Origin of the sequence: Sulfitobacter sp. 1A12056, from assembly GCF_043558125.1 — a bacterium.
Lineage (GTDB): Bacteria > Pseudomonadota > Alphaproteobacteria > Rhodobacterales > Rhodobacteraceae > Sulfitobacter > Sulfitobacter faviae.
On the sequence record NZ_JBIFFY010000001.1, the window covers coordinates 143,289 to 167,698 of the forward strand.

At 63.9% G+C, this 24,410-nt stretch carries 23 protein-coding genes; 17 read left to right on the forward strand and 6 right to left on the reverse strand.

Going from position 1 to position 24,410, the window contains the following annotated elements; all coding sequences use genetic code 11:
- The first annotated feature begins 374 nt into the window (after positions 1 to 374).
- Entirely contained in the window at positions 375 to 3,206 is a 2,832-nt protein-coding gene (locus ACGYLD_RS00695) for a response regulator (protein WP_271691684.1), read from the forward strand.
- Positions 3,207 to 3,322: 116 nt separating this feature from the next.
- On the forward strand, positions 3,323 to 4,348 hold the full coding sequence (gene dusA / locus ACGYLD_RS00700; RefSeq protein ID WP_394400601.1) for a tRNA dihydrouridine(20/20a) synthase DusA: 1,026 nt from the start codon (positions 3,323 to 3,325) through the stop codon (positions 4,346 to 4,348).
- 2 nt (positions 4,349 to 4,350) lie between these two features.
- Here the strand turns inward: dusA and ACGYLD_RS00705 are convergent, their stop codons facing one another.
- Entirely contained in the window at positions 4,351 to 5,538 is a 1,188-nt protein-coding gene (locus ACGYLD_RS00705) for a multidrug effflux MFS transporter (protein WP_209218638.1), read from the reverse strand.
- Positions 5,539 to 5,723: 185 nt separating this feature from the next.
- Here ACGYLD_RS00705 and ACGYLD_RS00710 point away from each other — a divergent pair, with 185 nt between their 5' ends.
- On the forward strand, positions 5,724 to 6,545 hold the full coding sequence (locus tag ACGYLD_RS00710) for a sulfite exporter TauE/SafE family protein (protein WP_271691682.1): 822 nt from the start codon (positions 5,724 to 5,726) through the stop codon (positions 6,543 to 6,545).
- Between the two features lie 151 nt (positions 6,546 to 6,696).
- Entirely contained in the window at positions 6,697 to 6,951 is a 255-nt protein-coding gene (locus ACGYLD_RS00715) for a hypothetical protein (protein ID WP_271691681.1), read from the forward strand.
- An 8-nt stretch (positions 6,952 to 6,959) separates the two neighbouring features.
- Here the strand turns inward: ACGYLD_RS00715 and ACGYLD_RS00720 are convergent, their stop codons facing one another.
- Genes ACGYLD_RS00720 through ccmI form a run of 3 tightly spaced genes read right to left on the reverse strand, consistent with a single transcriptional unit; the run spans position 6,960 to position 8,891 of the window.
- Positions 6,960 to 7,199 (reverse strand): DUF1289 domain-containing protein, encoded by a 240-nt coding sequence (locus tag ACGYLD_RS00720; protein WP_271691680.1) that lies wholly within the window; start codon positions 7,197 to 7,199, stop codon positions 6,960 to 6,962.
- Positions 7,192 to 7,665: a Holliday junction resolvase RuvX gene (gene ruvX, locus ACGYLD_RS00725; RefSeq protein WP_271691679.1), complete on the reverse strand. Its 474-nt coding sequence runs from the start codon at positions 7,663 to 7,665 to the stop codon at positions 7,192 to 7,194. The genes ACGYLD_RS00720 and ruvX overlap by 8 nt, the downstream gene beginning before the upstream one ends.
- Positions 7,662 to 8,891 carry a c-type cytochrome biogenesis protein CcmI gene (gene ccmI / locus ACGYLD_RS00730; RefSeq protein WP_271691678.1) on the reverse strand — a complete coding sequence of 410 codons (1,230 nt, stop codon included), beginning with the start codon at positions 8,889 to 8,891 and terminating at the stop codon, positions 7,662 to 7,664. Before ccmI ends, ruvX begins: the two co-directional genes overlap by 4 nt.
- A gap of 196 nt (positions 8,892 to 9,087) precedes the next feature.
- Here ccmI and ACGYLD_RS00735 point away from each other — a divergent pair, with 196 nt between their 5' ends.
- The 9 genes from ACGYLD_RS00735 (at position 9,088) to rarD (ending at position 17,442) form a co-directional block, all read left to right on the forward strand.
- The gene (locus tag ACGYLD_RS00735) at positions 9,088 to 10,332 is read left to right on the forward strand and encodes a sarcosine oxidase subunit beta family protein (protein ID WP_271691677.1); all 1,245 of its coding nucleotides are present in this window, start codon (positions 9,088 to 9,090) and stop codon (positions 10,330 to 10,332) included.
- A 103-nt stretch (positions 10,333 to 10,435) separates the two neighbouring features.
- On the forward strand, positions 10,436 to 10,726 hold the full coding sequence (locus tag ACGYLD_RS00740; RefSeq protein ID WP_209218643.1) for a hypothetical protein: 291 nt from the start codon (positions 10,436 to 10,438) through the stop codon (positions 10,724 to 10,726).
- Positions 10,727 to 10,834: 108 nt separating this feature from the next.
- Complete coding sequence (locus ACGYLD_RS00745; protein ID WP_209218644.1) at positions 10,835 to 11,164, forward strand: sarcosine oxidase subunit delta; 330 nt, start codon at positions 10,835 to 10,837, stop codon at positions 11,162 to 11,164.
- A gap of 61 nt (positions 11,165 to 11,225) precedes the next feature.
- Positions 11,226 to 14,243: a sarcosine oxidase subunit alpha family protein gene (locus ACGYLD_RS00750; protein WP_394400608.1), complete on the forward strand. Its 3,018-nt coding sequence runs from the start codon at positions 11,226 to 11,228 to the stop codon at positions 14,241 to 14,243.
- Positions 14,236 to 14,814, forward strand: coding sequence for a sarcosine oxidase subunit gamma (locus ACGYLD_RS00755; RefSeq protein ID WP_394400611.1), 579 nt, complete (start codon positions 14,236 to 14,238; stop codon positions 14,812 to 14,814). The genes ACGYLD_RS00750 and ACGYLD_RS00755 overlap by 8 nt, the downstream gene beginning before the upstream one ends.
- A gap of 122 nt (positions 14,815 to 14,936) precedes the next feature.
- Positions 14,937 to 15,536 carry a superoxide dismutase gene (locus ACGYLD_RS00760; protein WP_271689654.1) on the forward strand — a complete coding sequence of 200 codons (600 nt, stop codon included), beginning with the start codon at positions 14,937 to 14,939 and terminating at the stop codon, positions 15,534 to 15,536.
- 257 nt (positions 15,537 to 15,793) lie between these two features.
- Positions 15,794 to 16,003 carry a hypothetical protein gene (locus ACGYLD_RS00765; protein WP_067266439.1) on the forward strand — a complete coding sequence of 70 codons (210 nt, stop codon included), beginning with the start codon at positions 15,794 to 15,796 and terminating at the stop codon, positions 16,001 to 16,003.
- Positions 16,000 to 16,455: a host attachment family protein gene (locus ACGYLD_RS00770; RefSeq protein WP_209218648.1), complete on the forward strand. Its 456-nt coding sequence runs from the start codon at positions 16,000 to 16,002 to the stop codon at positions 16,453 to 16,455. The genes ACGYLD_RS00765 and ACGYLD_RS00770 overlap by 4 nt, the downstream gene beginning before the upstream one ends.
- A 66-nt stretch (positions 16,456 to 16,521) precedes the next feature.
- Positions 16,522 to 17,442, forward strand: coding sequence for an EamA family transporter RarD (gene rarD / locus ACGYLD_RS00775; RefSeq protein WP_322329473.1), 921 nt, complete (start codon positions 16,522 to 16,524; stop codon positions 17,440 to 17,442).
- Here rarD and ACGYLD_RS00780 read toward each other — a convergent pair.
- On the reverse strand, positions 17,379 to 17,927 hold the full coding sequence (locus ACGYLD_RS00780) for a TIGR00730 family Rossman fold protein (RefSeq protein WP_394400614.1): 549 nt from the start codon (positions 17,925 to 17,927) through the stop codon (positions 17,379 to 17,381). The genes rarD and ACGYLD_RS00780 overlap by 64 nt on opposite strands.
- Positions 17,928 to 18,031: 104 nt before the next feature.
- On the opposite strand from ACGYLD_RS00780, the gene ACGYLD_RS00785 reads away from it, so the two are divergent.
- From ACGYLD_RS00785 to ACGYLD_RS00795, 3 genes are all read left to right on the forward strand, one after another.
- The gene (locus tag ACGYLD_RS00785; RefSeq protein WP_394400617.1) at positions 18,032 to 20,098 is read left to right on the forward strand and encodes a LysM peptidoglycan-binding domain-containing protein; all 2,067 of its coding nucleotides are present in this window, start codon (positions 18,032 to 18,034) and stop codon (positions 20,096 to 20,098) included.
- 117 nt (positions 20,099 to 20,215) lie between these two features.
- On the forward strand, positions 20,216 to 22,087 hold the full coding sequence (locus ACGYLD_RS00790) for an ABCB family ABC transporter ATP-binding protein/permease (protein WP_394400620.1): 1,872 nt from the start codon (positions 20,216 to 20,218) through the stop codon (positions 22,085 to 22,087).
- Positions 22,088 to 22,190: 103 nt separating this feature from the next.
- On the forward strand, positions 22,191 to 23,021 hold the full coding sequence (locus ACGYLD_RS00795) for an ion transporter (protein WP_271691669.1): 831 nt from the start codon (positions 22,191 to 22,193) through the stop codon (positions 23,019 to 23,021).
- A gap of 23 nt (positions 23,022 to 23,044) precedes the next feature.
- Here the strand turns inward: ACGYLD_RS00795 and ACGYLD_RS00800 are convergent, their stop codons facing one another.
- Positions 23,045 to 23,494, reverse strand: a complete 450-nt coding sequence (locus ACGYLD_RS00800) for a DUF302 domain-containing protein (RefSeq protein WP_276153907.1) — start codon at positions 23,492 to 23,494, stop codon at positions 23,045 to 23,047.
- Positions 23,495 to 23,645: 151 nt separating this feature from the next.
- On the opposite strand from ACGYLD_RS00800, the gene ACGYLD_RS00805 reads away from it, so the two are divergent.
- Positions 23,646 to 24,350: a tetratricopeptide repeat protein gene (locus ACGYLD_RS00805; RefSeq protein ID WP_271691667.1), complete on the forward strand. Its 705-nt coding sequence runs from the start codon at positions 23,646 to 23,648 to the stop codon at positions 24,348 to 24,350.
- Positions 24,351 to 24,410 lie beyond the last annotated feature (60 nt).

Genomic DNA, 24,410 nt, shown 5'->3' on the forward strand with positions numbered 1-24,410 from the left:
GAGGGCAATGGTCGATCGGCTGCGCGGCCGCCCGGGGCGGCCCATCGCTGCCTCCCCATTCATCGCAAACTCAGCGCGGAGTGCAAGGCCATGCAAAATATGCGCGAATTTCTGGCACTCGGCAGATTGCGCGCTAACTATGCCCGAAACGCGTTCGAAACGCAGCGGCGCCATTGCCCAAACCCGACAGTTCCGAGATAGGATACCATGTAGACCCGCATTCGAAATCCGCCCCAACGTGGCGGGCACCGCTTGTCAGCTGCGGGCGTCCTTGCGCCCTTCGGCCTGTCGACCAGCACATTCCATTGGATAGAAGACCCCCCAAGATGAACCACGACTTTGAAAGAATCCTCCAAGCTGCGCCGTCGCCTTTCGTGTTGTTGGACAGTGCGCTTCGGGTGGTCTGGGCCAATGACGCCTATCTGCAGGTGACGGACCGCAAGATGGAGGGGCTTATTGGAAAGAACCTCTTCGACGAGTTCCCCTCGGACCCCGAAAGCGAGTCGGGGCGGATGCTGCGGGCGTCTTTCGAGCGGGTGTTCCGCGATGGCACCACGGATCACCTGCCTGTCATTCCCTATCCGATCGACACGGCCGACGGCAAAACCGAAGACCGCTATTGGAGTGCGACCCATACGCCGATCCTGGGCCCGGAAGGGGAGGTGGAATTTCTTCTGCAACACACCCAAGATGTGACCGAAGCCTATATCGCTGAAGCCCCCGGCGAAGAGCGAGCGGGCTCTGCCCATGCCGCCGTGATGCGCCGTGCACATGAAGTGACGCAGCAGAACCTAGAGCTTGATACCGGCATCAGCCTTTTCAAGATGATCTTTGAACAGGCGCCGAACTTCATGGTCACCCTTATGGGGCCGAACCACGTCTTCCGGACGGTCAACGCCGCCTATATGCAATTGGTCGGCCAACGCGAGCTAATTGGCAAACCAATCCGCGAAGCCTTGCCAGAAATCGCGGGACAGGGCTTTTTCGAAATGCTGGACGAAGTCTATCGGACCGGCAAGGCTTTAAGCCAGCATGGGGCCGAGGCGTGGCTGCAACGCAGCGCTGATGGCCCGGAGGAGCGTGTCGTCGTCGATTTCGTTTTCCAACCGCTCGACAATGTGCGGGGCGAGACCATCGGCATCATGATCCAAGGCAATGACGTGACCGCCCATAAGCTTGCCGAAATTCGGCTGCGCGAGGCCGAGAAACGGTTCCGCACCATGGCGCATACCATGCCGGTCCATGTCTGGACCGCCACCGCCGATGGACATTTGGACTGGATCAGCGATCAGGTCTATTCCTTTTCCGGGGCCGAGCCGGGCAGTCTGGTGGGGGATGCTTGGCCGACGATCATTCACCCCGATGACCGTGCGAAGGCCTTGACGACTTGGGCCCATGCGGTGGAAACTGGATCGGTCTATCAAACGGAATTCCGGCTGCGGCGGGCCGATGGGGCCTATTGCTGGCATCTGGTTCGGGGCGCACCGATTAAGGATGAGCATGGCGCGCTGATCCGATGGGTCGGCACGAACTCCGACATCCACGAGCAGAAAGAACTCTCCCGCCAACTGGCCGATTTGAACACGACGTTGGAAGAACGTGTCGAGAAGCGCAACCGTGAGTTGGAAGAGCTGCACGACCGATTGGCCCAGAGCCAGCGGGTCGAGGCGGTGGGCAATCTTGCCGGTGGCATCGCCCATGACTTCAATAATCTGTTGCAGGTGATGACCGGCAGCCTGACCATGGCCGCGCGCGAGATCGCCGCGGATTCGCCCGCGCGGGTGCGGATCGATGCGGCGATGCGCGCGGTGGAGCGCGGTGCCTCGCTCTCTTCGCAACTGCTCGCCTTCAGCCGCCGCCAGCCGTTGCAGCCCCGCTCGATCGACCTGCGCGATCTGCTGCGGGATATCGACGACATTATGCGCAGCGCCTTGGGCGAGGGGATGGAGGTCGAGATCGACACGCCCGAGGCCCTCTGGCCGGCCTATGCCGATGCCGCCAGCACCCAGAATGCGGTGCTGAACCTCGTGATCAATTCGCGCGACGCGATGGAGGGGCGCGGCAAGCTGAGGATCGCTGTCGAAAACCGGCACGTCGGCCCAGAAGAACTCTTTGGTGAGCCTGACATGGTGGCGGGCGACTACGTCGAGGTCAAAATCATCGACCAGGGGCCCGGCATCCCGGCCGAGACGCTGGCCAAGGTCTTCGACCCTTTCTTTACCACCAAACCCGTGGGCAAGGGCACCGGGCTGGGCCTGTCCACCGTCTATGGCTTCGCGCGGCAATCGGGCGGGCGGGTGACCATCGCCAGTCGCCCCGGCGCGGGCACGACGGTGACGCTGCTGCTGCCGCGGGCCGAGACGGCGGCGGAGCCTTTGCAGTGGCATGACCCATCCGAGATCGCAGGCGGGAGTGAGACCGTGCTGCTGGTCGAAGACGACGCTGAGGTGCGCGACGCCACCGCCGCCTTGCTGACAGACTTGGGCTATAACGTGCGCACCGCAGAAGACCCCACCGCGGCGCTCAAATCAGCGCGGCATGCACCGGACTTCGACCTTGTGATATCGGACGTGGTCATGCCCGGCGAGTTCAGCAGCCGCGAGATGGCGGAAACCCTTCAGGCCGAGCGGCCCGATCTGCCGATCCTGTTCATCTCCGGCTATTCGCGCGATGCGATCGTGCGCGATGGCCGGGTCGATGCCGGGGTGCAGTTCCTTGCCAAACCCTTCACCAAAGACGCTTTGGCGATCAAGGTGCGCGATGCGCTGTCTTCGGCCCCGGTCACCTCGACCAAGACCGGGACCCCGGCGCAAGAGCAGCCCGACCGGCCCCGTCATGTGCTGCTGTGCGAAGACGACGCGCTGATCCGGCTCGATCTGGCGGATATCCTCAGCGGGCTTGGCACCGAAGTCACGGAAACCGCCTCGGGGCAGGAAACCTTGGACAGGCTGCAAGCTGACGAGTACGACGTGTTGCTGATCGACGTGGGCCTGCCAGATATCTCGGGCGAAGAGGTGGCGACCCGGGTCCGGGCATCGCATCCCGATATGCCCATCATCTTTGCCACCGGCCAAGCGGAAGTGCCCGCCGCCGAAGCGCTGGGCCGTTGTGCCGTGGTGCAGAAACCCTTCGGTGACCGCGACCTTGAACGGGTTTTCACGCGTTTGGGCATTCTGGCACAGACGGAAACGGCGACGGCGGTGTGACGCGGCCAGCCGCCCTTCGCGACATCCCGCGCGGGGGCGGCCGCGGCATAAGAACAGCTTGCGCCACCCCTGCAAAGCCGTGCAGAAGGCCGTGACCCAAAGACGGAGCCCGCCGCATGCGCGACCAAAAACTCACCCACGCCGAGGTTTACCGCGCCGCGCGCCTAAGCGTTGCACCCATGATGGATTGGACCGACCGCCACTGCCGCTACCTCCACCGTCTGCTCAGCCGCGAGACCCTGCTTTACACCGAGATGGTGACCGCCCCCGCCTTGGTGCGCGGTGGCGCGTTGCATCTGCTGGATCACGACCCTGCAGAACATCCCGTTGCATTGCAATTGGGCGGGTCGGACCCGCAAGAGCTGGCGCAGGCGGCGCGGTTGGGGGCTGCGGCGGGCTATGATGAGATCAACCTTAATTGCGGCTGCCCCTCTGACAGGGTGCAATCGGGCACATTCGGGGCCGTTTTAATGCAGCAGCCGGGGCTGGTGGCCGATTGCGTCGACGCGATGCGCGCGGCCTGCGATGTCGAGGTCACGGTGAAATGCCGCATCGGGGTGGACGATCAGAACCCCGAAGAGATCCTCCCCGAATTCCTGTCGCGGATCGTGGCGGCGGGATGCACCCGTGTGACGATCCATGCGCGCAAGGCGTGGTTGCAGGGGCTAAGCCCCAAGGAAAATCGCGATATTCCGCCGTTGGATTATGACCTCGTCCATCGAATGAAGGGGCTGTTCCCGAACCTGCACATCTCGGTCAATGGCGGGATCACCTCGCTTGATCAGGCCGAAGCCTTTCTCAATGCGGGGCTCGATGGCGTTATGGTGGGGCGCAGCGCCTATCACGCGCCTGCGGATATCCTCGCCACCGCAGACCGGCGCATCTATGGGCAGGGCGGCGACAGCAGTGCGGAGGCGGCGGTGCAGGGGATGTTGCCCTATATCGAGGCGCATTTGTCAGACGGCGGGCGGCTCGGGCAGATCACCCGGCATATGCTGGGGCTTTTCGCCGGGCGGCCCGGTGCGCGGCAGTGGCGGCGTATCCTTTCCGAAGGGGCGCATAAGCCCGGCGCGGGGCCGGAACTGGTCGAGGCTGCCTTGGCCGAAGTCGCCGCGGCACAGGACATGGCCGCGGCGGGGTAGGGTCAGACGCTGGGCTCAGCCACAGGGCGGGGCCGCAGCAGCGCCAGCGTGAGCAGGGCCGCCACCAGACCGCAGGCCGCGATGGCCCCCAACATCGGCGTGACGCTGCCGTCGAAAAACGGCCCGGCCAGCGCGATGGAGAGGCCCCCGGCCACCATCTGTAAGGTGCCGCCCAAGGACGAGGCCAGCCCCGCGATATCGCCGTGGTCGTCCAGCGCCACGACCATCACCGTCGGCACCACCACGCCGAGGCAGGCGTTGGCGCAGAACAGACCCGCCATCACCAGATAGAGGCCCGGCTCGGTGACCAACGCGGTGACAAAGATCGCGGCGGAAAAGAGCACGAAGCCCGCGACCCCGCGCCGCACGAGGCTGCGCATGCCCCAGCGTTCGCCCAGCCATCCCGCCAATTGCGAGGCCGAGAAGAAGCCAACCGCGTTGACCGCGAAGGCCAGCGAGAACCCCGTCGGCCCCAGCCCGTATTGCCCGGTATAGACGAAGGGCGCGAAGGCGATGAAGACAAAGAAAGACCCCATGGCAAAGCCGCCGATAAAGGTCAGCCCCATGAAGATCGGATCGCTCAGCAGCACTTTCGCCCCGCGCCAAAGGCTGCGCGGGTTGATCCGAACGCGGCGCTCTGCGGGCAAGGTCTCAGGCTGTGCGGTGGCGGTGAGTGCCAGCGCGGCAACCGCCAGCACGCCGAGGGCGATGAAGATCGCGCGCCAATCGGCCAAGGCCAGAACCGCGCTGCCCGCCAGTGGGGCCAGCATGGGCGAGATCGAGATCACCAGCATCAACATCGCCATCAAGCGCGTCGCCTGTGTCCCGGTATATTGGTCGCGGATGATCGCGCGCGGCACCACCATCAGCACCGCGCCGCCCAGCCCTTGCAGGGCGCGCCAGCCGGTCAGCGCTGCCATCGACGGGGCAAAGGCCGCCCCGAAAGAGGCGACCAGAAACAGCGCGAGCCCGACCATGATCGGCAGCTTGCGCCCCGCCTGGTCGGCCCAAGGGCCGTAGAAAAGCTGCCCCAGTCCGAAGGCGATGAAATAGGCGGTGATCGTCGCCTGAACCGCCGTCTCGGACGCGCCATAGCTCGCGGCGATGGCGGGCATGGCAGGTAGATACATGTCGATGGCGAAGGGGCCGACCAGCCCCAGCAACCCAAGAATAAGCGCTGAACGTAGCACGAAATGTCCTTTCGGATGGGATGGCCGGGGCCATATGGGGCGGGCGGCAAACGGTCGGTGCGCATGGGGCCCACAATCGCGCGCAACCTAACTGCCCCCGGGCAAAGTGCAAGCCCGCCGTTATCACCTTGAACCCCCCGCGCGAAACGGCTTGATAGAGCGCAAGGACAGCCGGGGAGGGGCGCATGCCAGAATTGAACGATCTATTGCCGATGCTGGTGCTGCTCGCCCTGATCGGCGGTTTTGCCGGGATTTTGGCCGGGCTCTTAGGCGTCGGCGGGGGCATCGTCTTGGTCCCGGCGTTCTTCTACGTGCTGCAATCGCTGGGCTACGGCGGGCCGCAGTTGATGCAGATTTGCCTTGCGACCTCTCTGGCGACGATCATCGTCACCTCGGCGCGTTCGGTTCATGCGCACAACAAAAAGGGCGCGGTGGATTGGGAAATTCTGCGCACTTGGGCACCGGGGATCATGGTGGGGGCCGTTGTGGGCGTGCTGCTGGTGTCGCAATTGCGGACCCAGACGCTACAGGTGATCTTTGGCGGGTTGGCGCTTTGCGTGGGTCTCTACCTTGGCTTTGGACGGAGCGAGTGGCGCTTGGGGGAGACCATGCCCCGCGGCTTGAAACGCGCGCTCCTGTCGCCGATGGTGGGCTTTCTGTCGGTGCTCATGGGGATCGGTGGCGGCAGCTTTGGCGTGCCGCTGATGACATTGCACGGGCGGCCCATTCACAAGGCCGTGGCCACGGCGGCGGGCTTTGGCCTCTTGATCGCTGTGCCTTCGGTGATTGCCTTTTTGTTTGTCGACATCGGCCAGAACCGCCCGCCGCTGACCCTCGGCGCGGTCAACCTCGCAGCCTTTGGGATCGTCGTGGCGATGACGCTGATCACCGCGCCTTGGGGCGTGCGGCTGGCCCATGCGATGGATCCCAAGCCGCTGCGGCGGGTGTTTGCTGTCTTCCTCGTGCTGGTGGCCCTGAATATGTTGAGAAAGGCGCTTTGGGGCTGAGCCGTCCTGTTTTTGACCTTACTCCTGCCGGAATGCGGCTCTTTCCGCCCAATTTCGGACAATGTTCATTAAATTGCCGCAATCTCGACACAAACTGCGGGCTAAATGCCATAACGAACGCAGAATCATCCGAACCAAGGGACGTGACGAGATGCGCCGAAGCGGGACCAAAGCGATCATTCTCAAAGGGCAGGGCACCGACCTTGCTTATTGGAAACCTGCGCGCCGGGGCCGTCGGGCGTTTCGTTTCGATGGGATGTTCACCCGTGAGACCAGCCTGACCTTCGCCCGCGCCTCTGTGCCCGCCGCCAACTACAACGGGGCCCCGATTGGGTATCAGGATGTCACAAACGGCGAAGCGGCCCTTATTTTCCTGAACCAGATCGTCCAGCGCCGCGGGGCCTGAGGCCGGCGTTAGTCGCGCCGCCGGGCCAGCCGCGCCGCGCGGCCCCCGCGCCGTTTCGCATGGGTGCTCTCGCGTGAGGGCAGTTCTGCCATGATGGCGCGGCGTTCCTCGGCGCTCATCGCGGACCAGCGGCCAATCTCGTCGATCGAACGCAGGCAGCCGGTGCAAAGACGGCTTTCGGGATGCACCACGCAGATGTTGATGCAGGGGCTTTCGACCTCATCACGTTGCCAGACCTTTTTAGACACGGCGCATCACCTGCAAACGGTCCAGCAATCCCTGAAGGATATAGCCCGCCGCCACATGGTCGATCACCTCGGCGCGGCGCTTGCGGGTGGTGTCGGCCTCAAGAAGTGCGCGTTCGGCGGCCACGGTCGACAGGCGCTCGTCCCAATAGGTGATCGGCAGGGGGCTGAGCCGGTCGAAGTTGCGCGCGAAGGCGCGGGTCGACTGGCAGCGCGGCCCCTCGGTGCCATCCATATTGCGCGGCAGCCCCAGAACCAGCCCGCCGATGCGGCGTTCGGCGATGATCTCGGTCAGCCGGGCGGCATCGACGCCGAACTTTTTGCGTCGCACGGTTTCCAGCGGGGTGGCGACGGATTGGAAACTATCGCTCACGGCCACGCCGATGGTTTTCTCACCCAAGTCCAGCCCGATCAGCGCCTGCATCGGGGGCAGGGCGGCGATGAAATCTGCGGTTTCGTCGTAAATCATCCTGCCACCCCTGCGCGTTCCCCGGCGCTGCGGATCATGTCCAGCGCGGCGTTATCGCCCGAGAAGACCTCAAGCGCGTTATCATAGACCGCTCGGGCCTGATCGGTATCGCCCAAGACACCCAGCGACGTGATCAGCCGCGCCCAGTCCTGCGGCGGGCCGCCTTCGCTGGCCAGACGGTCCGACAGCCCTGCGACCATGCCGCCGATCATCTCCATCCGGTCATCCGCGCTCATCTCAGAGGCGGCTTCGATGTCTTCGGCCGAAGGGCCGCGCGCGGGGGCGCCAGTGCCAATCTGCGGCATTTCGTAGTTTACCCCGGCAAGGGCGGCGACCTGAGCGATCTGCGCGCGGATCGGCTCGATCCACGGGGCATCGGCAGGCCCGCGCCGCAGCAGCGCGTCCCAGATGCGAAAGCCCACATCGGGCCGTCCGGTCTGCACCATCATCAGGCCGAGGTAATAGCGCGCCCGGCCATCCTGCTCATCGCGGTTCAAAACCTCACGCAGGGCGGTTTCCGCCTCGGGCGAGACATAGCCGCCCGCTGCCAGCACCAAGAGTTCGGCATAATCCGCGATATCCTTGGCGGTGCGGTCGGCCCCTTTGAGACGCAGCACATTGGCCTGTGCCTCGGCGGCGGCGGCGAAATTGCCGATCCGGGCTTCGTTCTGCGCCAGAAGGGTCTGCCCCTGCAGATCTTCGGGCCGGTCTTTGACCGTGGCGCGCAGCTGCTGCATCAGGGCGAGGTAATCGGCGCTCAGCCCTTCGGTGGCAGGGCTGGGGGGCAGGCTCTCCACCGCGCTTTGCTGGCTGGGACGGTTGCGGCGCATATCCTCGGCAAAGGCGATGCGGTCGGCGAGGGCCAGATCGCCATAGCCGGGCTGCCCCAGATGCCAATAAAGCGCCAAAGACCCGGCGCCCAAGGCCACGACCCCGGCGATCAGCACGAAGGGCGCGGGGCGCGCGGCGGTTTGCGGGCCACCGTCGCGGGCGGCATCGGCCGCGAGGATGCGGCGCGAAATCTCGGTCCGGATGCGGGCGGCGTCGGCCTCGGGGACAATGCCGCGCGCCACGTCGCGCTCAACCTCATCCAACTGGTCGCGGTAAACCTTCAGATCATAGTCCGCCTGAGCGGGCAGGGGCGTATCCGCGCCGCGCCAAGCGGCCCGCGCCAGAAGACCGCCCACGACAAGCGCCATCGCGCCAGAGAGAAACCAGAATATCATGGCCTCTACCTAACCTTTGACCGGCCCCGACAAAAGCCCGCAAATGCCGCGTGCCCTGCGGCATTTTTCACCAATCGCGCCGCATGTCGCAAAACCGCGTCCAAATGCCGTGGTGGTCATTTCGCATATCTGCTCCTAGGCTCAGAACTGAGCACAGCCGCCCGCGCGGCTCGAATCCTTGCCGGGAAGTGACGTGATGAAGAAATACTCCGTTTTCGCAGTGGCCCGAGAGGCGATGCGCCATCATACGGGCTGGACCCGCGCATGGCGGGATGCGCAGCCGAAAAAGCGCTATGACGTGATCATCGTGGGCGCGGGCGGGCATGGGCTGGCGACGGCGTATTATCTGGGCAAGAATTTCGGCATCACCAATGTCGCGGTGCTGGAAAAGGGCTGGCTCGGCGGCGGCAACACCGGGCGCAACACGACGATCATCCGTTCGAACTACCTGCAAGACCCTTCGGCTGCGATCTACGAAAAGGCGCGCAGTCTTTATGAAACGATGAGCCAAGACCTGAACTACAACGTCATGTTCAGCCCCCGTGGCGTCATCATGCTGGCGCAGACCGAGCATGAGGTGCGCGGCTACAAACGCACGGCCCATGCCAACGCTCTGCAAGGCGTACAGACCGAATTTATCGGGCCGGACCGGGTCAAACAACTGGTGCCGATCATCAACATCGACGGGCCGCGCTACCCGGTGCTGGGCGGGCTTTGGCAGGCACGCGGCGGCACCGCGCGGCATGACGCTGTGGCTTGGGGCTATGCGCGGGCCTGCTCGGATATGGGCATGGACATCATCCAGAAATGCGAAGTCACCGGGGTGCGCCAATCAGGCGGCAAGGTGAACGGCGTCACCACCACCCGCGGCGATATTGAGTGTGACAAGCTGGGGATCGTCGTGGCCGGGCATTCCGGGCAACTGGCAAATATGGCGGGTTTCCGTCTGCCGATTGAGAGCGTTGCCCTGCAAGCACTGGTCAGCGAGCCGGTCAAACCCTGTATGGATGTCGTCGTCATGGCCAATACGGTGCACGGCTACATGAGCCAGTCCGACAAGGGCGAGATGGTCATCGGCGGCGGCACGGACGGGCATAACAACTACACGCAACGCGGCAGCTTTCATCATATCGAAGAGACGGTGCGCGCGCTGGTCGAGACCTTCCCGATGATCTCACGGCTCAAGATGCTGCGGCAATGGGGCGGCATCGTGGATGTCACTGGCGACCGCTCTCCCATCCTCAGCAAGACCCCGGTCGAGGGGGTGTTTATCAATGGCGGCTGGGGCACGGGCGGCTTCAAGGCGATCCCCGGCTCGGGCTGGGGTTTTGCGGAGTTGATGGCCAAGGGGCATTCGCCGCTGACCGACGCCTTCGGGCTTGAGCGTTTCGCCGAAGGCCGCTTTATCGACGAATCCGTGGCCGCCGGGGTGGCGCATTGATGTTGTGGATCGGCCACAATTCGCCGCTGCTCAGCAGGGGGGGGAACGCCAGTGCCCGGCCCGGGGTTACCCGTTCAGACATTGAATATAACGGAGCTGAACAATGGCAACCCCGGATCACAACCGCACGGATCACGTCGATCATACCAACACCACCACAACCACGACTACGACCGATCGTGGCGGCAACAGCGGCCTTGCCTTCATCGTGGGCGCGGTCGTCGTCGTGGTGGCTTTGCTGGCCTATTTCCTCTTCGCGGGCGGTGACCTTGATGGTGCGAATGACGTCAACGTCAACATCGAAGGTGCTGCCGAAAGCACTGGTGAGACTATTGAGGGCGCGGCCGAAGGCACGGCAGATGCCGTCGATGAGGCCGCAACCCCGACCGAGTAAAACCCCCTCGGCCACGCGCGCAGCGTCGCCTTTTCACGATTCACGCCGCTCCGCGCAGTCGCGCCGGGGCGGCGTTTTGCCGTTCTCTACCCGCGCAGGAGCCTGCCCATGCTGATCCTCACCTGTCCTTGCTGCCATGTCACCGCCGAAGAGACGGAGTTTCACGGCGGCGGGGAGGCGCATTTGAAACGTATCGGCCCCGGCGGCTCCGAAGAGGATTTCGAGCGCTACCTCTTCATGCGTGAGAACCCCAAGGGCGTGCATCTTGAGCGTTGGCGACATGTCTATGGCTGCGGCAAGTGGTTCCACATGGCCCGCGATACCGCCACGCTCGAAGTCTTTGGCAGCTATCCCGCGCAGACCCTCGCCCCGCCGGATCACATCCTTGAGGCGATCCGCAAACGCCATCCCGATTGGCAGTGGCAGCGCGCCAGCTAACCCCCGACCTCGTTTCTCGCCCCGGTATTCACCCCATTCTCAGCCCCCAAGGTTTTCCACGATGAGCACAAGACTGGCCACAGGCGGCCGCCTGCTGAACAAAAGCAAACCGCTGAGCTTTACCTTCAACGGCAAGCAGATGCGCGGCTATGAGGGGGACACGCTGGCCTCGGCGCTGTTGGCCAATGATCAGGTGCTGGTCGGGCGTTCGTTCAAATACCACCGCCCGCGCGGCATCGTGACCTCCGGCCCAGAAGAGCCCAACGGTCTGGTCGGTCTTGGCCAAGAGGGGCATTTCGAGCCCAATGCCCGCGTCACCACGACCGAGCTTTATGAGGGGTTGGCCGCGGAAAGCCAGAACCACTGGCCGAGCCTTGAGTTCGACGTGGGCGCGATCAACAAACACCTCAGCCGCTTTCTGCCGGCGGGCTTCTACTATAAGATGTTCATGCATCCGCGTCCGCTGTGGAAGCATCTCTATGAGCCGATCATCCGCCATTCCGCCGGTCTGGGCAAAGCGCCCAAGGCGGCAGATGCCGACACCTATGAGCACTTCCACGCCTTCTGCGATGTGCTGGTCATCGGCGGCGGGGTCGCGGGGCTGCAAGCGGCGCTGGCGGCGGGGCTGAGCGGCGCGCGGGTCATCGTGATGGAGCAATCCGCCCATTGGGGCGGGCGTGCGCCGGTCGATGGGGGCACGGTGGATGACGCACCGATTGAGGATTGGATTGCCCAAACGCTCGACCGGCTGCGCGGCATGGAGAATGTCGACCTGCGCGACCGGACCATGGGCGCGGGTGTCTACGATCACGGCTATTTGCTGGGCTATGAACGGCTGCGGGATCATGCCCCCGAGAGCGCAGGCCCACGTCATCGGCTTTGGCGCGTGCGGGCGGCCCATGTGATCACCGCCACGGGCGCGATTGAGCGGCCGCTGAGCTTTGCGGGCAATGACGTGCCGGGCGTGATGCTGGCCTCGGCCATGCGCGACTATGTGGCGAATTACGGGGTCTCACCCGGTGACCGCACCGTGGTGGTGACGAATAACGACAACGCCTATCTCACGGCGATTGCGCTGAAACAGGCGGGGCTTGACGTGCCCGCCGTGCTGGATGCCCGCGTCCTGCCGCAAGACAGCGAATTGGTCGCACAGGCCCGCGCGCTTGGCATTCGGGTGGTCATGGGCCATGCGGTATCCTCGGTTCAGGGGGGCAAGCGGGTGAGCGGTGTGACCGTCTGTTCGCAGGCGGGCGAAGGGGCGGTTTTGGAAGAGATCGCCTGCGATGCGGTGGCCATGTCGGGCGGCTGGTCGCCCGTGGTGCATCTGTGGTCCCACTGCGGCGGCAAGCTGACATGGGACGGGGCGAAAGCCTGTTTCCGCCCCGATCAGGACCACCCGCCCAGCGGGGCAGACGGCCATGGTTTCGTGACGCCAGCGGGGGCGGCAGCGGGGGTCTTTGCCCTCGACGACGTGCTGCATGACGCCCATGCCGCTGCCGATGGGGTGGCGACGTCGCTCGGCTTCAAACTGCCGCGCGATCTGGCGGCACCCACGGCGGCGCGGCGCGAGGAAGCGCCGATGATGCCGGTCTGGCAAATGCCGCAGGGCGCCAGCGTCAAACTGCGCGAGAAGACCTTTCTCGACTACCAGAACGACGTGAAGGTCTCGGACGTGCGGCTGGCGGCGCAAGAGGGCTTTGTTTCTGTCGAACACGCCAAACGCTATACCACGCTCGGCATGGCGACGGATCAGGGGAAGCTGAGCAATATCAACGGGCTGGCCACGCTCGCCGGGGCGCTGGATGCAGAGATCCCCAACGTCGGCACCACCACCTTCCGCCCGCCTTACCACCCGATTTCGATGGGCGCGATTGCGGGGGCGGCGCGGGGCGATACCTTCCAGCCGATCCGCCGCACCCCGCTGCATGATTGGCACGAAGCCAATGGCGCTGTCTGGGAGCCGGTCGGCCAGTGGCGGCGGCCCTATGCCTATGCGCAAGACGGCGAAAGCACCCATGACGCGGTGATGCGTGAGGTGACCAACACGCGCCAGAACCTCGGCCTGCTGGATGCCTCGACCCTTGGCAAGCTGATCGTGCGCGGCCCGGATGCGGCGCGGTTTCTCGACATGATGTACACCAATATGATGTCGACGCTGAAACCCGGCAAATGCCGTTACGGGCTGATGTGCAACGAAAACGGTTTCCTGATCGACGATGGCGTCGTGGCGCGGCTGGATGAGCAGACCTTCCTCTGCCACACGACCACCGGCGGGGCCGACAGCATCCATGCCCATATGGAGGAATGGCTCCAGACCGAGTGGTGGGACTGGAAAGTGCATGTGGTCAACGCCACCGAACATTACGCGCAGGTGGCCGTGGTCGGCCCCAATGCGCGCAAATGTCTGGAAAAGCTCGGCGGCATGGACCTCAGCCGCGAGGCGCTTGGCTTCATGGAATGGACCGAAGGTGAGCTTGGCGGCTTCAAGGTCCGCGTCTTCCGCATCTCTTTCTCGGGCGAGTTGAGCTATGAGATCGCGGTCGAGGCCGGGCAGGGGCAGGCCTTCTGGGACGCGCTGCTGATCGCCGGGCATGACTTGGGCGTGATGCCCTATGGCACGGAATGTCTGCACATCCTGCGCGCCGAGAAGGGTTTTATCATGATCGGGGATGAGACCGACGGCACGGTGATCCCCCAAGACCTTGGCCTGAACTGGGCGATCTCGAAAAAGAAGGACGACTACCTTGGCAAACGCGCGCAAGAGCGCAGCCATATGCAGGACCCGACCCGGTGGAAACTCGTGGGGCTTGAGACGACCGATGGCAGCACCCTGCCGGATGGGGCCTATGCGCTTGGCGAAGGTGAGAATGAGAACGGCCAGAAGGTGATGCAGGGGCGGGTGACCTCCTCCTATCACTCCCCAACGCTGGACCGGGGCATCGCCATGGGGCTAGTCCTGCACGGACCGGACCGGATGGGCGAGGTGCTGACCTTCCCCGGCACCGATGGCAAGACCTATGAGGCGCGGATCGTTGATCCGGTGTTTTATGATCCCAAGGGGGAGAAACAGAATGTCTGAACCCGTAAGCGCATTGAAGAACGCCCGCTATGACGCTGGTATCGCTGTGATTTCCGAAGTGGCGCCCTTGGGCATGATCACCATCCGCGGCGATCTTGACGCGCCCTCTCTGCGCAAGGTGACCAAGAAACTCACCGGGGTGGAGCGCCCCGAGCGGGGACAATGCCGCTTCGCCGGGGATGCCGGGGCGGCTTGGATGTCGCCCGATGAATTGCTGCTCTTTTGCCCCCACGTGCAGGTGTCCGAGGTGCTGGCGCGGCTGCATGCGGCCTTCGAGGATACCCATACCACCGCCATGGATGTCTCTGGCGCGCGGGCGGCGTTTCGTGTCGAAGGCCCCCATGCGCGGGAGGTGCTGGCCAAGCTCGCCCCCGTCGACCTCGCCCCGGATCAATTCACCCCCGGCATGTTCCGCCGCACCCGGATGGGGCAGGTGCCCGCCGCCTTTTGGCTGCGCGACGATGGCGCCTTTGAGGTGATCTGCTTTCGCTCGGTGGCGCAGTATATGTTCGACCAGCTTTGCGTGGCAGCCCAGCCCGGCAGCGCGGTCGGTCATTTCCAAACGGCGTAAGTCGGGAGAAAAACTGACTATTTCTCTCGGAACGGATGTGATTTGCAGACGTTGACCTTGACGTTGCCGCTTGATCAACATCAAGTGGCCGCAGCGAAATTTCCAAACGAGGAGGCCCAGAAATGGCTTTTGAACTTCCCGATCTCCCCTATGCCCACGACGCGCTTGCATCCAAGGGCATGTCCAAGGAAACGCTGGAATACCACCACGACAAGCACCACAACGCCTATGTCACCAACGGCAACAAGGCGATTGAGGGCACCGAGTGGGAGGGCAAGACCCTCGAAGAGATCATCAAGGGCACCTACGACCCGAACGCCGTGGCCCAGTCCGGCATCTTTAACAACATCTCCCAGCTGTGGAACCACAACCAGTTCTGGGAAATGATGAGCCCCGAAGACAACAAAATGCCCGGTGAGCTGGAAAAGGCGATTACCGAAAGCTTTGGTTCCGTCGACAAGTTCAAGGACGAGTTCAAGGCCGCGGGCGCGGGCCAGTTCGGCTCCGGCTGGGCGTGGCTGGTGAAAGACAAAGACGGCAGCCTCAAGGTCACCAAGACCGAGAACGGCGTGAACCCGCTTTGCTTCGACCAGACTGCGCTGCTTGGCTGTGACGTGTGGGAGCACTCCTACTACATCGACTTCCGCAACGCGCGCCCCGACTACCTGTCGAACTTCCTCGACAACCTTGTGAACTGGGACAACGTCGCGTCGCGCATGTGATCTAGCGGCGGCGCGTGCGAGAGCCGCTCGCGCCTGATGCGTGTGGCGCTCTCCCAGTCTCCGACGCCCACGGCTACGCCGCAGGCTGGGTGAACTGGGACAACGTCGCCTAGCGTCTGTGATATGACGGTGCGGCCTTACGGCCAGCCGGAACAAGACAGAAACCCCGCAGCCTGCTGCGGGGTTTTTTCGTTGGAACCCAAGACCCTTCGCGGATGTTTTTCTCCTGAGACTTCACGTCAAAAAAGGAGGACAACATGGCCGAGCGGAAGCGATCCAACGACGGTAGCAAGGAGACGGAAAAATTCCTCTCTGATACCGAGACGCCAGACCAAGGTGGCCGCGCCGGGGGTGATCTGCAAAAGGACGTTGGCACCCAAGATGCCATGCGCCGCGCCGAAAAGGGCGAAGACGGCGTGACCCGCGTCACTGGCGAAGACAAACGCAACCATGGAGAGCCTTCATGACCAAACTCAGCCAAGACACATGGGTGCTGATCGCGGATGGCGAAAAGGCCCTTTTCCTGCAAAACCACACGGACGGCGAAGACCCCTATCTTCAGGTCGTGCGCAAGGAAGAGCAGGAGAACCCACCGGCGCGGGAGCAAGCCGCCAACCGCCCCGGCCGGATGAGCGATGGTCCGAGCGGGCACCGCTCTGCCTTTGACGACACGGATTGGCATGAGCTGGAAAAAGAGCGATTTGCCAAGGACTTGTCCGACATCCTTTACAAGCTGGCCCATAAGGGCCGCTTTGATCGGATCGTTTTGGTGGCCCCTCCGGCAGTGCTGGGCGATCTGCGCGATGACCTCCACAAAGAGGTGCAGAGCAAGGTGGTGGGGGAAATCCCCAAGACCCTGACCAACCACCCCATCGACGAGATCGAAAAGATCGTGGCCGGGGAATTGGCCCAAGCCTGACTTTTCCCTTGGCGCGGGAATTGATTGCCTTCACAAGGAAGCAGTCTACCGCGCCAAGGATTTCCCATGACCGACACCACCAAGGGTTTCGCCGCCATGATCGCGGCCTGCTGTATCTGGGGACTGTCGTCTATCTTCTACAAAATGCTGTCGCATGTGCCCGCCGCCGAGGTGCTGGCCCATCGCACCCTCTGGTCGCTCGTGTTCTTCGTAATCGTGCTGGCAGTGCAGCGGCGTTTGCGCGCGATCCTTGACGCGATGGCAGGGCCGCGGGCTTTTGGCCTGCTCGCTTTCGCGGCGCTGGTGATCGCGACGAACTGGTACCTGTTCATCTGGGCGGTCCAGAGCGGGCAGGCAACGGAGGCGGCCTTGGGCTATTACATCTTCCCGCTGGTCTCGGTCCTGCTGGGCCGTCTTGTCTTTGCCGAGCGGTTGAGCCCCGTACAGCTTTTCGCGGTCGGGTTGGTGACGGTCGCGGTCTCGCTGCTCACCTATGGCTTGGGCACTGCGCCTTGGCTCGCCATGGCGCTGGCGGCGTCTTTTGGGCTTTATGGGCTGGCGAAAAAGAGGTTGGCGGTGGGGCCGGTCGTCTCTGTTACCGCTGAGGTGCTGCTGTTATCGCCCCTCGCGGTGCTCGTGCTGTGGCAAACGGGCGACAATGGGGCGGGGGCCTTCGGGGCCTCCTTCCGCGATACGGCGCTGCTGATACTCGCCGGGCCGATCACCGCAACGCCGCTGATCCTGTTCAGCTACGCGGCGCGGCGATTGTCGATGGCGACGGCCGGATTGCTGAGCTACATCAACCCGACCTTGCAGTTTTTCTGCGCCGTAGTCCTGTTTCGCGAACCCTTCACGGGCTGGCATGTGCAGGCCTTTGTGCTGATCTGGTGCGCGCTGGCGGTCTATTCCGTCAGCACCTTCCGTCAGGACAAGGCGCGGCGCAGAGCGCTGAGAGCAGCATCGGCATCCGGCACCACGGTGACGTAATCCAGCAGCGTCGCATCGGCAAAACCATGGGCCACGACATGGTTCATGAGCGACATGAAAGGTTCCCAGTATCCGTTTGTGTTCACAAGGAAAATAGGCTTTTCATGCAGGCCCAACTGGCGCCATGTCAGCACCTCGAAAAGCTCGTCCAATGACCCCGCGCCGCCGGGCAGAACCGCCACGGCATCGCAGTTCATGAACATCACTTTTTTACGCTCATGCATCGTTTCGGTCACGATATAGCGGGTCAGATCGGTCTTGCCGACTTCCCAAGCCACGAGATGGGCGGGGATCACGCCGAAGGTGTCGCCCCCTGCCGTTTGGGCGGCGCGCGCAACGCTGCCCATCAGCCCGACATCGCCCGCACCATAGACCAGCCGCAGCCCGGCTTCGGCCAAACCGCGGCCCAGTGTTTCGGCGTCTTGGGTGAAGGCTTTGTCGTCGCCGGGGCGGGAGCCGCAATAGACACAGACAGAATGTTGCATGGTAAAGCGTCCTGTTGATTAGGAAAATTCGGCGCGGATCGTCTGCGCTTTTGACCCCTGTTAGCCTGCTTGCTAAAAAGGCTCAACCACAGGGGAAGTAGAGAATGTTCAAGGGATTTGGCCGGTTTGGCGGCATGGGGGCGATGGCGGCGGGCGCCTTTGCGGCGGCGGTGCTGGCGCTTGGCGCTTGGATCGGCAGCAAGCGCGGCGCGCCGGAGGAGGCAGCCCGCGAAGCGGTGGCCGTGCTCCCCGAACGCGATGTCACCCCTGAGGATGCCACGCTGGTGCCAAATGCGGTGCAGGGTGTCTCGGTCAGCCCTGAGGGTGATGCGGCGACAGAGCCTGAAGCAGCGCCGCAAGCGCCGGCCTTCGACGAAGTGCGCCGCGAAAGCGATGGGATGACGGTGATCGCAGGCCGCGCGGCACCCGGCAGCACCGTGGCTGTTTTAAAGGATGGCGAGGAGATCGCCACAGCCACTGCCGATGGAGCCGGAAAATTCGCGACCCTCGCCATGATCCCCCCCGATGGCAAGGGCCACGTGCTGACGCTCTTGGGGCAGGACGGTGAGGCAAAGCTTGCCTCGGAAGAGGAGATCATCCTCACACCGACCGCCGCGCCGGTGCAAATGGCGGAGGCGGATATCACGCCGGAGGAAAACCCGCTTGGGGTGATGGACGAGGTCGGAGAAGAGGGGGCTGCACAGGCAGTGGCCCCGGCGGGGGGGCCTGAAGCGATTGACGCGGTTGCGGCGGGCGAGCCAGTTGGTCCCACATCGGCGGACGACGGTGCAGGGCAAAAAGAGGTAACGACGGACACCGAGCCAACCACAGCGCAGCCGGAGCAGGCGACCCCGCTGGCCGGAACGGCGACTGCCGAGGGAGGGGGGGCTGAGGAAAGCCAGCCTGCATTTGATAGCGGTGCGGCGGCGCAAGAAGCTGACGAGGACCGAAGTCAGCCGGAGCTAGAGGAAACCGAGACGGTCGGAGACACCGCATCGACAGAGCAGGACCCGGCCACCAACGACGGGGAAGGTGGCACTCCTTCTGAGGCCACGCCGATGTCCGATACTGGCACCGTGGACACGGAACGCACTACGTCGGAGCAAGAGCGGTCCTCCGATCCGGCACCTTCCGTAGCCACGCCAATGGCTGGAACTGACACCGCCGACGACGAGAGCGCTGCGACGCCGGAGCAAGACGGTGTCGTTGTGCAGGGGGAAGATACCACCAACCCCGCACCGTCCCAAGCAACGCCGATGGCCGGAACGGGTACCGCTGACGATGGAGCTGCCGCGCCGTCAGAGCCAAACGACCCCGCTGAGCAAAGCGGTGACCTCGGCACCGAAGCCGCCCCGGCCCAAGCGATGCCAATGGCAGAAACCGGCACTGACGATGGCGACAGCGCTGCGCAAGACCCTGACGGTGAGACGCCCTCCCAAGCCGCCCCGCTGGCAGAGACGGGAACAGCAGAGACCGACGCCGACACCCCTGCGCAAACGCGACCGCTTGAGGCAGAAACCGAGGCTCCGAGCCTCGCCGAGCGCACCGCGCCAAAGCCGGACACGACCACTCCCGCGCCTGCGGAGGAACCCGACACCGCCGCTGCGCCTGCGATACCGCCCGCGCCGGCTCCGGTGTTGAAATCCACCGCCGAAGGGGTCGAACGGCTCGACACCGCGCCGCCGCAGGTGATGACCAATGTGGCGCTCGACACCATCGGCTACTCCGATCAGGGCGATGTGCAACTGGCGGGCCGCGCCCAGCCGGAGACCAGCGAAGTCCGCGTCTATCTCAACAACAACGCCGTCATCAGCCTGCCGGTCGATCAGGAGGGACGCTGGCGCGGCGATCTGCCTGATGTCGATGAGGGCGTTTATACCCTGCGCGTGGATGAGCTTTCCCGCGGCGGCGATGTGACGAGCCGGGTAGAGACCCCCTTCAAGCGCGAATCCCCCGAGGTGCTGGCCGCCGCCACCGAAGGGCTGACCGGCCCGCTTAGCGCTGTGACGGTGCAAAAAGGCGATACGCTCTGGGCAATCTCGCGCACGCGCTACGGAGATCCTCTGCTCTATGTGAAGGTTTTCGAGGCCAATAGCGCCAACATCCGCGACCCCGATCTGATCTACCCCGGACAGGTCTTCGACTTGCCCGAAGACCCGGCATCGGAGTGATCTAAGCGGCCAAAACCGGGGCGGCATTCGCAGCGCGCAGAGCGGCTGTGCGCCGCCCGGTACTGGCAACCCAAGGCCATGGGGCCTATGTAGCCTGTAATCACTTCAGGAATTCCCATGCCAGCCGATACAGACCAATCTAACGCCGCGCGGCGGCGCGACCGCAAGACGCCCAAGCCCGAACGCATCCCCACAGAGGCCGAGATGATCGACGCCGCCGAACGGCAGTCGGGCTTTCTGGTGCTGCGCAAGGTCGCGCCCTACCTCTGGCCCAAGGATATGCCATGGGTGAAACGCCGGGTGGTTCTGGCCATGCTGGCGCTGCTGGTGTCGAAGCTGATCATCGTCGCCACGCCGTTCTTCTACCGCGACGCGGTGGATGCGCTGGCGGGCGAGGGGGCGCCGATGCTGGCGCTTGGCGCGATTGGTCTGACCGTGGCTTACGGCATGGCGCGGCTGATGGGGGTGGGCTTTCAACAGGTCCGCGATGCGGTGTTCGCGCGCGTCGGGCAGCGCGCCCTACGGATGCTGGCGCTTGAGACCTTCCAGCACATCCACAAACTCTCGATGCGCTATCACATCACCCGCAAGACCGGGGGCCTCAGCCGGATCATTGAGCGGGGGGTCAAAGGTGTCGACTTTCTGCTGCGCTTCCTGCTCTTCTCCATCGGGCCGCTGATCCTTGAGCTGATCCTCGTGGGCGTGATCCTCGCCGTGCTCTTCGACGTCTGGTATCTGGCGGTCGTGGCGGTGACCATCGCGCTCTACGTCTGGTTCACCTTTGCCGTCACCGAATGGCGCGTGCGCCTGCGGCGGCAGATGAACGACAGCGACACCGACGCCAACCAAAAGGCGATCGACAGTCTGCTGAACTATGAAACGGTGAAATACTTCGGCGCAGAGGGGCGCGAGGCCGCGCGCTATGACGCGGCCATGGCCGATTATGAGAACGCGGCGATCAAGACGAACTATTCGCTGGCCTTCCTGAACTTTGGCCAAGCTCTGATCATCACCGCAGGGCTCGTAGGGGTCATGGTCATGGCGGCGATGGGCGTGCAAAGCGGCGAGCTGAGCGTCGGCGATTTTGTCATGGTGAACTCCTACATGATCCAGCTGACCGTGCCGCTGAACTTCCTTGGCACCGTGTACCGTGAGATTCGTCAGGCGCTGGTGGACATGGGGCAGATGTTCGGCCTGCTCGAACAACCGGCTGAGATTGACGACAAGCCTAACGCGCCAGACCTCAAGGTTACTGGCGGCCATGTGACGCTGGAGAACGTGCGTTTCGCCTATGACACCGACCGTGAAATCCTCAAAGGCATCTCGCTTGAGGCCAAACCGGGAGAGACGGTGGCGATCGTCGGCTCGACCGGCTCGGGCAAATCCACCATCGGGCGGCTGCTGTTTCGCTTCTACGATGTCGCGGGCGGGGCGCTGAAGATCGACGGGCAGGACGTGCGCGATGTGACGCAGCATTCGCTGCATATGGCGATTGGCGTCGTGCCGCAGGACACGGTGCTGTTTAACGACACTATCGGCTACAACATTGCCTATGGACGCGATGGTGCCACGCAGGAGGAGGTCGAGGACGCCGCCCGCGCTGCGCAAATTCACGATTTCATCATGGCGCTGCCGCAGGGCTATAAGACCACGGTGGGCGAGCGGGGCCTGAAACTGTCGGGCGGCGAGAAACAGCGCGTGGGCATCGCGCGGACCCTGCTGAAAGACCCGCCCATCCTGCTCTTGGATGAGGCCACAAGCGCGCTCGACAGCGAGACGGAGCATGAGATCCAAGACGCGCTGCGCCGCGCGGGCCAAGGGCGCACGGTGCTGACCATCGCCCACCGCCTCTCGACCATCGCCGAGGCCGACCGCATCGTCGTGTTGGAGAAGGGCGAGATCATCGAACAGGGCAGCCATGAGGTGCTGCTCGCCCAAGGTGGGCGCTATGCCCAGCTTTGGCAGCGCCAGCAGGCAGAAGAAGAGTAGACGGCGAAGCTGGCCCCGCCTTCTGTTTCGGCAGGCAGGCGGGGCATTGCCGCCGAGGGGTGCATTTGCGGGCGATCTGCTCTTGCACTGTGCGGGGCGGCGCATGATATCTACCGCCATGACCGATCTTTCGACCCCTTCGCAGACCTCGCTGCGCGCCCGCGCCGCCCGGCTGGCCGACCGCCCTTCGTTCCAGAATTTCATTCTGGGCGTGATTCTCTTTAATGCCGTGATCTTGGGGCTCGAGACCTCGGACGAGGTGATGGGGCAGGTTGGGCCGCTGATCCTGCTGCTGGACCGTATCTGTCTCGCCATTTTCGTCATCGAAATTGCGATCAAGCTTTTCGGGCGCGGGCTTGATTTCTTCAAACGCGGGTGGAGCATCTTTGACTTCGTCATCGTCGCCATCTCGCTGATCCCGGCGACCCAAGGGCTCAGCGTGCTGCGGGCCCTGCGCATCCTGCGGCTGTTGCGCGTCGTCTCGGTCGCGCCCTCGCTGCGCCGCGTGGTTGAGGGGTTGGTCAACGCGCTGCCCGGCATGGGCTCGGTCTTTTTGCTGATGGGGGTGATCTTTTACATCGCCTCCGTCATGGCCACCAAACTCTTTGGCGCGGATTTCCCGCAGTGGTTCGGCACGCTGGGCCAGTCGGGCTATTCGCTGTTTCAGATCATGACGCTCGAGTCGTGGTCCATGGGCATCGTGCGCCCGGTGATGGAGGTCTATCCCTATGCTTGGATGTTCTTCGTGCCCTTTATCATGGTCACTACCTTCGCGGTGGTGAACCTGTTGGTCGGTCTGATCGTGAACTCGATGCAAGACGCGCATCATGAGGAAAGCAACGAGCAGACCAACACCTACCGCGATGAGGTCATGTCGCGGCTGACCGATCTGGAAAACCTGATCAAGGCGCAGAACACCCCGCCCAAACCCTAAAAGGCCGGGGCGGGGAGGGGGCGTTATTCCTCGCCGATCGCCTTGGCGGTGAGGTTGTCCAGCGCCTTGGTCATCTTGGTGAGATATTCCGCCTCTTCGGGCAGGCCGTGGGCGGTGACCAGCGTTTCAGGCGCGGCATAGGTCACATGCACGGCCCCCTCGCCATCGGCGTAGACCAGCACCCGCATCGGCAGATCCAGCCCGGCGGTCTGGGCATCCTGCATCGCGGGGGTGCCGAGCTTTGGGTTGCCAAAGATCAAAAGCTGCGTCGGGCGCAATTCCATCTCGGCCTTTTCGGCCCCGGCGGCATGATCGATCCGGGCAAAGACCTCGGCCCCCGCCGCCTCGACCGCGCTTTCCAGTCGGTCCATCGTCGTCGGCACATCATGGGGTGAGACTTTGGCCACCAAATCCTGCGCCAAAGCGGGCATGGCCGCCATCACGACACCTGCTGCCAGTGCAATCGCTTTCATCATCGTCTCCTTTCGCTGCATTCTGCCCCTGACCTAGCGTGACGCGCCCCCGGGCCAAGCGGTCGGCGAAAAGGCGCTGCGGTTCGCTGGGTCTTGGCTTGGCCGGCCACGCGCGGTAAGAGGGGCAAAATCAGGCCGGGGGCAGGGCGCGATGAGCGATACCGACAGTTTTATTGACGAAGTGAACGAAGAGGTCCGCCGCGACCGGCTATACGGCTACCTGCGCCGCTATGGTTGGATCGCCGTGCTGGCCGTGGTGGCCATCGTTGGTGGGGCGGCGTGGAACGAATACAGCAAAGCACAGGAGCGGGCCGAGGCCGAAGCTCTGGGGGATGCGATGCTTGCCGCGCTCGAAGCGGATGCCAGCAATGCCCGCGCCGAAGCGCTCGCCCCGATCGAGGCCGATGGCCCCGGTGCCCGCGCCGTGCTGAATTTCATGCGCGCCGATGCGCTGGCCGAAGCGGGTGAGACCGATGCCGCTGTGGAGCAGCTTGATGCCGTGGCGCTCGACGGTGACCTCGCGCCGATCTACCGGGCCCTGGCGCAGTTCAAGATCGTGACCCTTCAGGGCCAATCGGTGCCCGTGGCCGAGCGGCGTCAGGCGCTCGAAGCGCTGGCCCAGCCCGGTGCCCCGCTGCGCCTGTTGGCAGAAGAGCAACTGGCCCTGATCGACATGCAAGAGGGTGAGACCGACAAGGCCGTGGCGCGCTACCAGTCCATTCTCTCCGATGCGGAAACCACCCCGGACTTGCAACAACGCGCCCTTCAGGTGATTGTGGCCTTGGGTGAAGAACCGGGTGACGAGAGTGCCGCCGCAGAGGCCGCGCTGGAGATCCCCGAAGCAACGGGTGACTGACACATATCCACCCGCCAAAAATGGCGGGGGCGTGAAGGTTGAGGAAAGACAGAAAGTGAG

Excerpts from the sequence above, each read along its gene's own strand:
- dusA (WP_394400601.1), top strand. The coding sequence starts at position 3,323 with ATGCGCGACCAAAAACTCACCCACGCCGAGGTTTACCGCGCCGCGCGC.
- ACGYLD_RS00710 (WP_271691682.1), top strand. The coding sequence starts at position 5,724 with ATGCCAGAATTGAACGATCTATTGCCGATGCTGGTGCTGCTCGCCCTG.
- ACGYLD_RS00715 (WP_271691681.1), top strand. The coding sequence starts at position 6,697 with ATGCGCCGAAGCGGGACCAAAGCGATCATTCTCAAAGGGCAGGGCACC.
- ruvX (WP_271691679.1), bottom strand. The coding sequence starts at position 7,665 with ATGATTTACGACGAAACCGCAGATTTCATCGCCGCCCTGCCCCCGATG.
- ccmI (WP_271691678.1), bottom strand. The coding sequence starts at position 8,891 with ATGATATTCTGGTTTCTCTCTGGCGCGATGGCGCTTGTCGTGGGCGGT.
- ACGYLD_RS00735 (WP_271691677.1), top strand. The coding sequence starts at position 9,088 with ATGAAGAAATACTCCGTTTTCGCAGTGGCCCGAGAGGCGATGCGCCAT.
- ACGYLD_RS00740 (WP_209218643.1), top strand. The coding sequence starts at position 10,436 with ATGGCAACCCCGGATCACAACCGCACGGATCACGTCGATCATACCAAC.
- ACGYLD_RS00745 (WP_209218644.1), top strand. The coding sequence starts at position 10,835 with ATGCTGATCCTCACCTGTCCTTGCTGCCATGTCACCGCCGAAGAGACG.
- ACGYLD_RS00750 (WP_394400608.1), top strand. The coding sequence starts at position 11,226 with ATGAGCACAAGACTGGCCACAGGCGGCCGCCTGCTGAACAAAAGCAAA.
- ACGYLD_RS00755 (WP_394400611.1), top strand. The coding sequence starts at position 14,236 with ATGTCTGAACCCGTAAGCGCATTGAAGAACGCCCGCTATGACGCTGGT.
- ACGYLD_RS00760 (WP_271689654.1), top strand. The coding sequence starts at position 14,937 with ATGGCTTTTGAACTTCCCGATCTCCCCTATGCCCACGACGCGCTTGCA.
- ACGYLD_RS00765 (WP_067266439.1), top strand. The coding sequence starts at position 15,794 with ATGGCCGAGCGGAAGCGATCCAACGACGGTAGCAAGGAGACGGAAAAA.
- ACGYLD_RS00770 (WP_209218648.1), top strand. The coding sequence starts at position 16,000 with ATGACCAAACTCAGCCAAGACACATGGGTGCTGATCGCGGATGGCGAA.
- rarD (WP_322329473.1), top strand. The coding sequence starts at position 16,522 with ATGACCGACACCACCAAGGGTTTCGCCGCCATGATCGCGGCCTGCTGT.
- ACGYLD_RS00780 (WP_394400614.1), bottom strand. The coding sequence starts at position 17,927 with ATGCAACATTCTGTCTGTGTCTATTGCGGCTCCCGCCCCGGCGACGAC.
- ACGYLD_RS00785 (WP_394400617.1), top strand. The coding sequence starts at position 18,032 with ATGTTCAAGGGATTTGGCCGGTTTGGCGGCATGGGGGCGATGGCGGCG.
- ACGYLD_RS00790 (WP_394400620.1), top strand. The coding sequence starts at position 20,216 with ATGCCAGCCGATACAGACCAATCTAACGCCGCGCGGCGGCGCGACCGC.
- ACGYLD_RS00795 (WP_271691669.1), top strand. The coding sequence starts at position 22,191 with ATGATATCTACCGCCATGACCGATCTTTCGACCCCTTCGCAGACCTCG.
- ACGYLD_RS00800 (WP_276153907.1), bottom strand. The coding sequence starts at position 23,494 with ATGAAAGCGATTGCACTGGCAGCAGGTGTCGTGATGGCGGCCATGCCC.
- ACGYLD_RS00805 (WP_271691667.1), top strand. The coding sequence starts at position 23,646 with ATGAGCGATACCGACAGTTTTATTGACGAAGTGAACGAAGAGGTCCGC.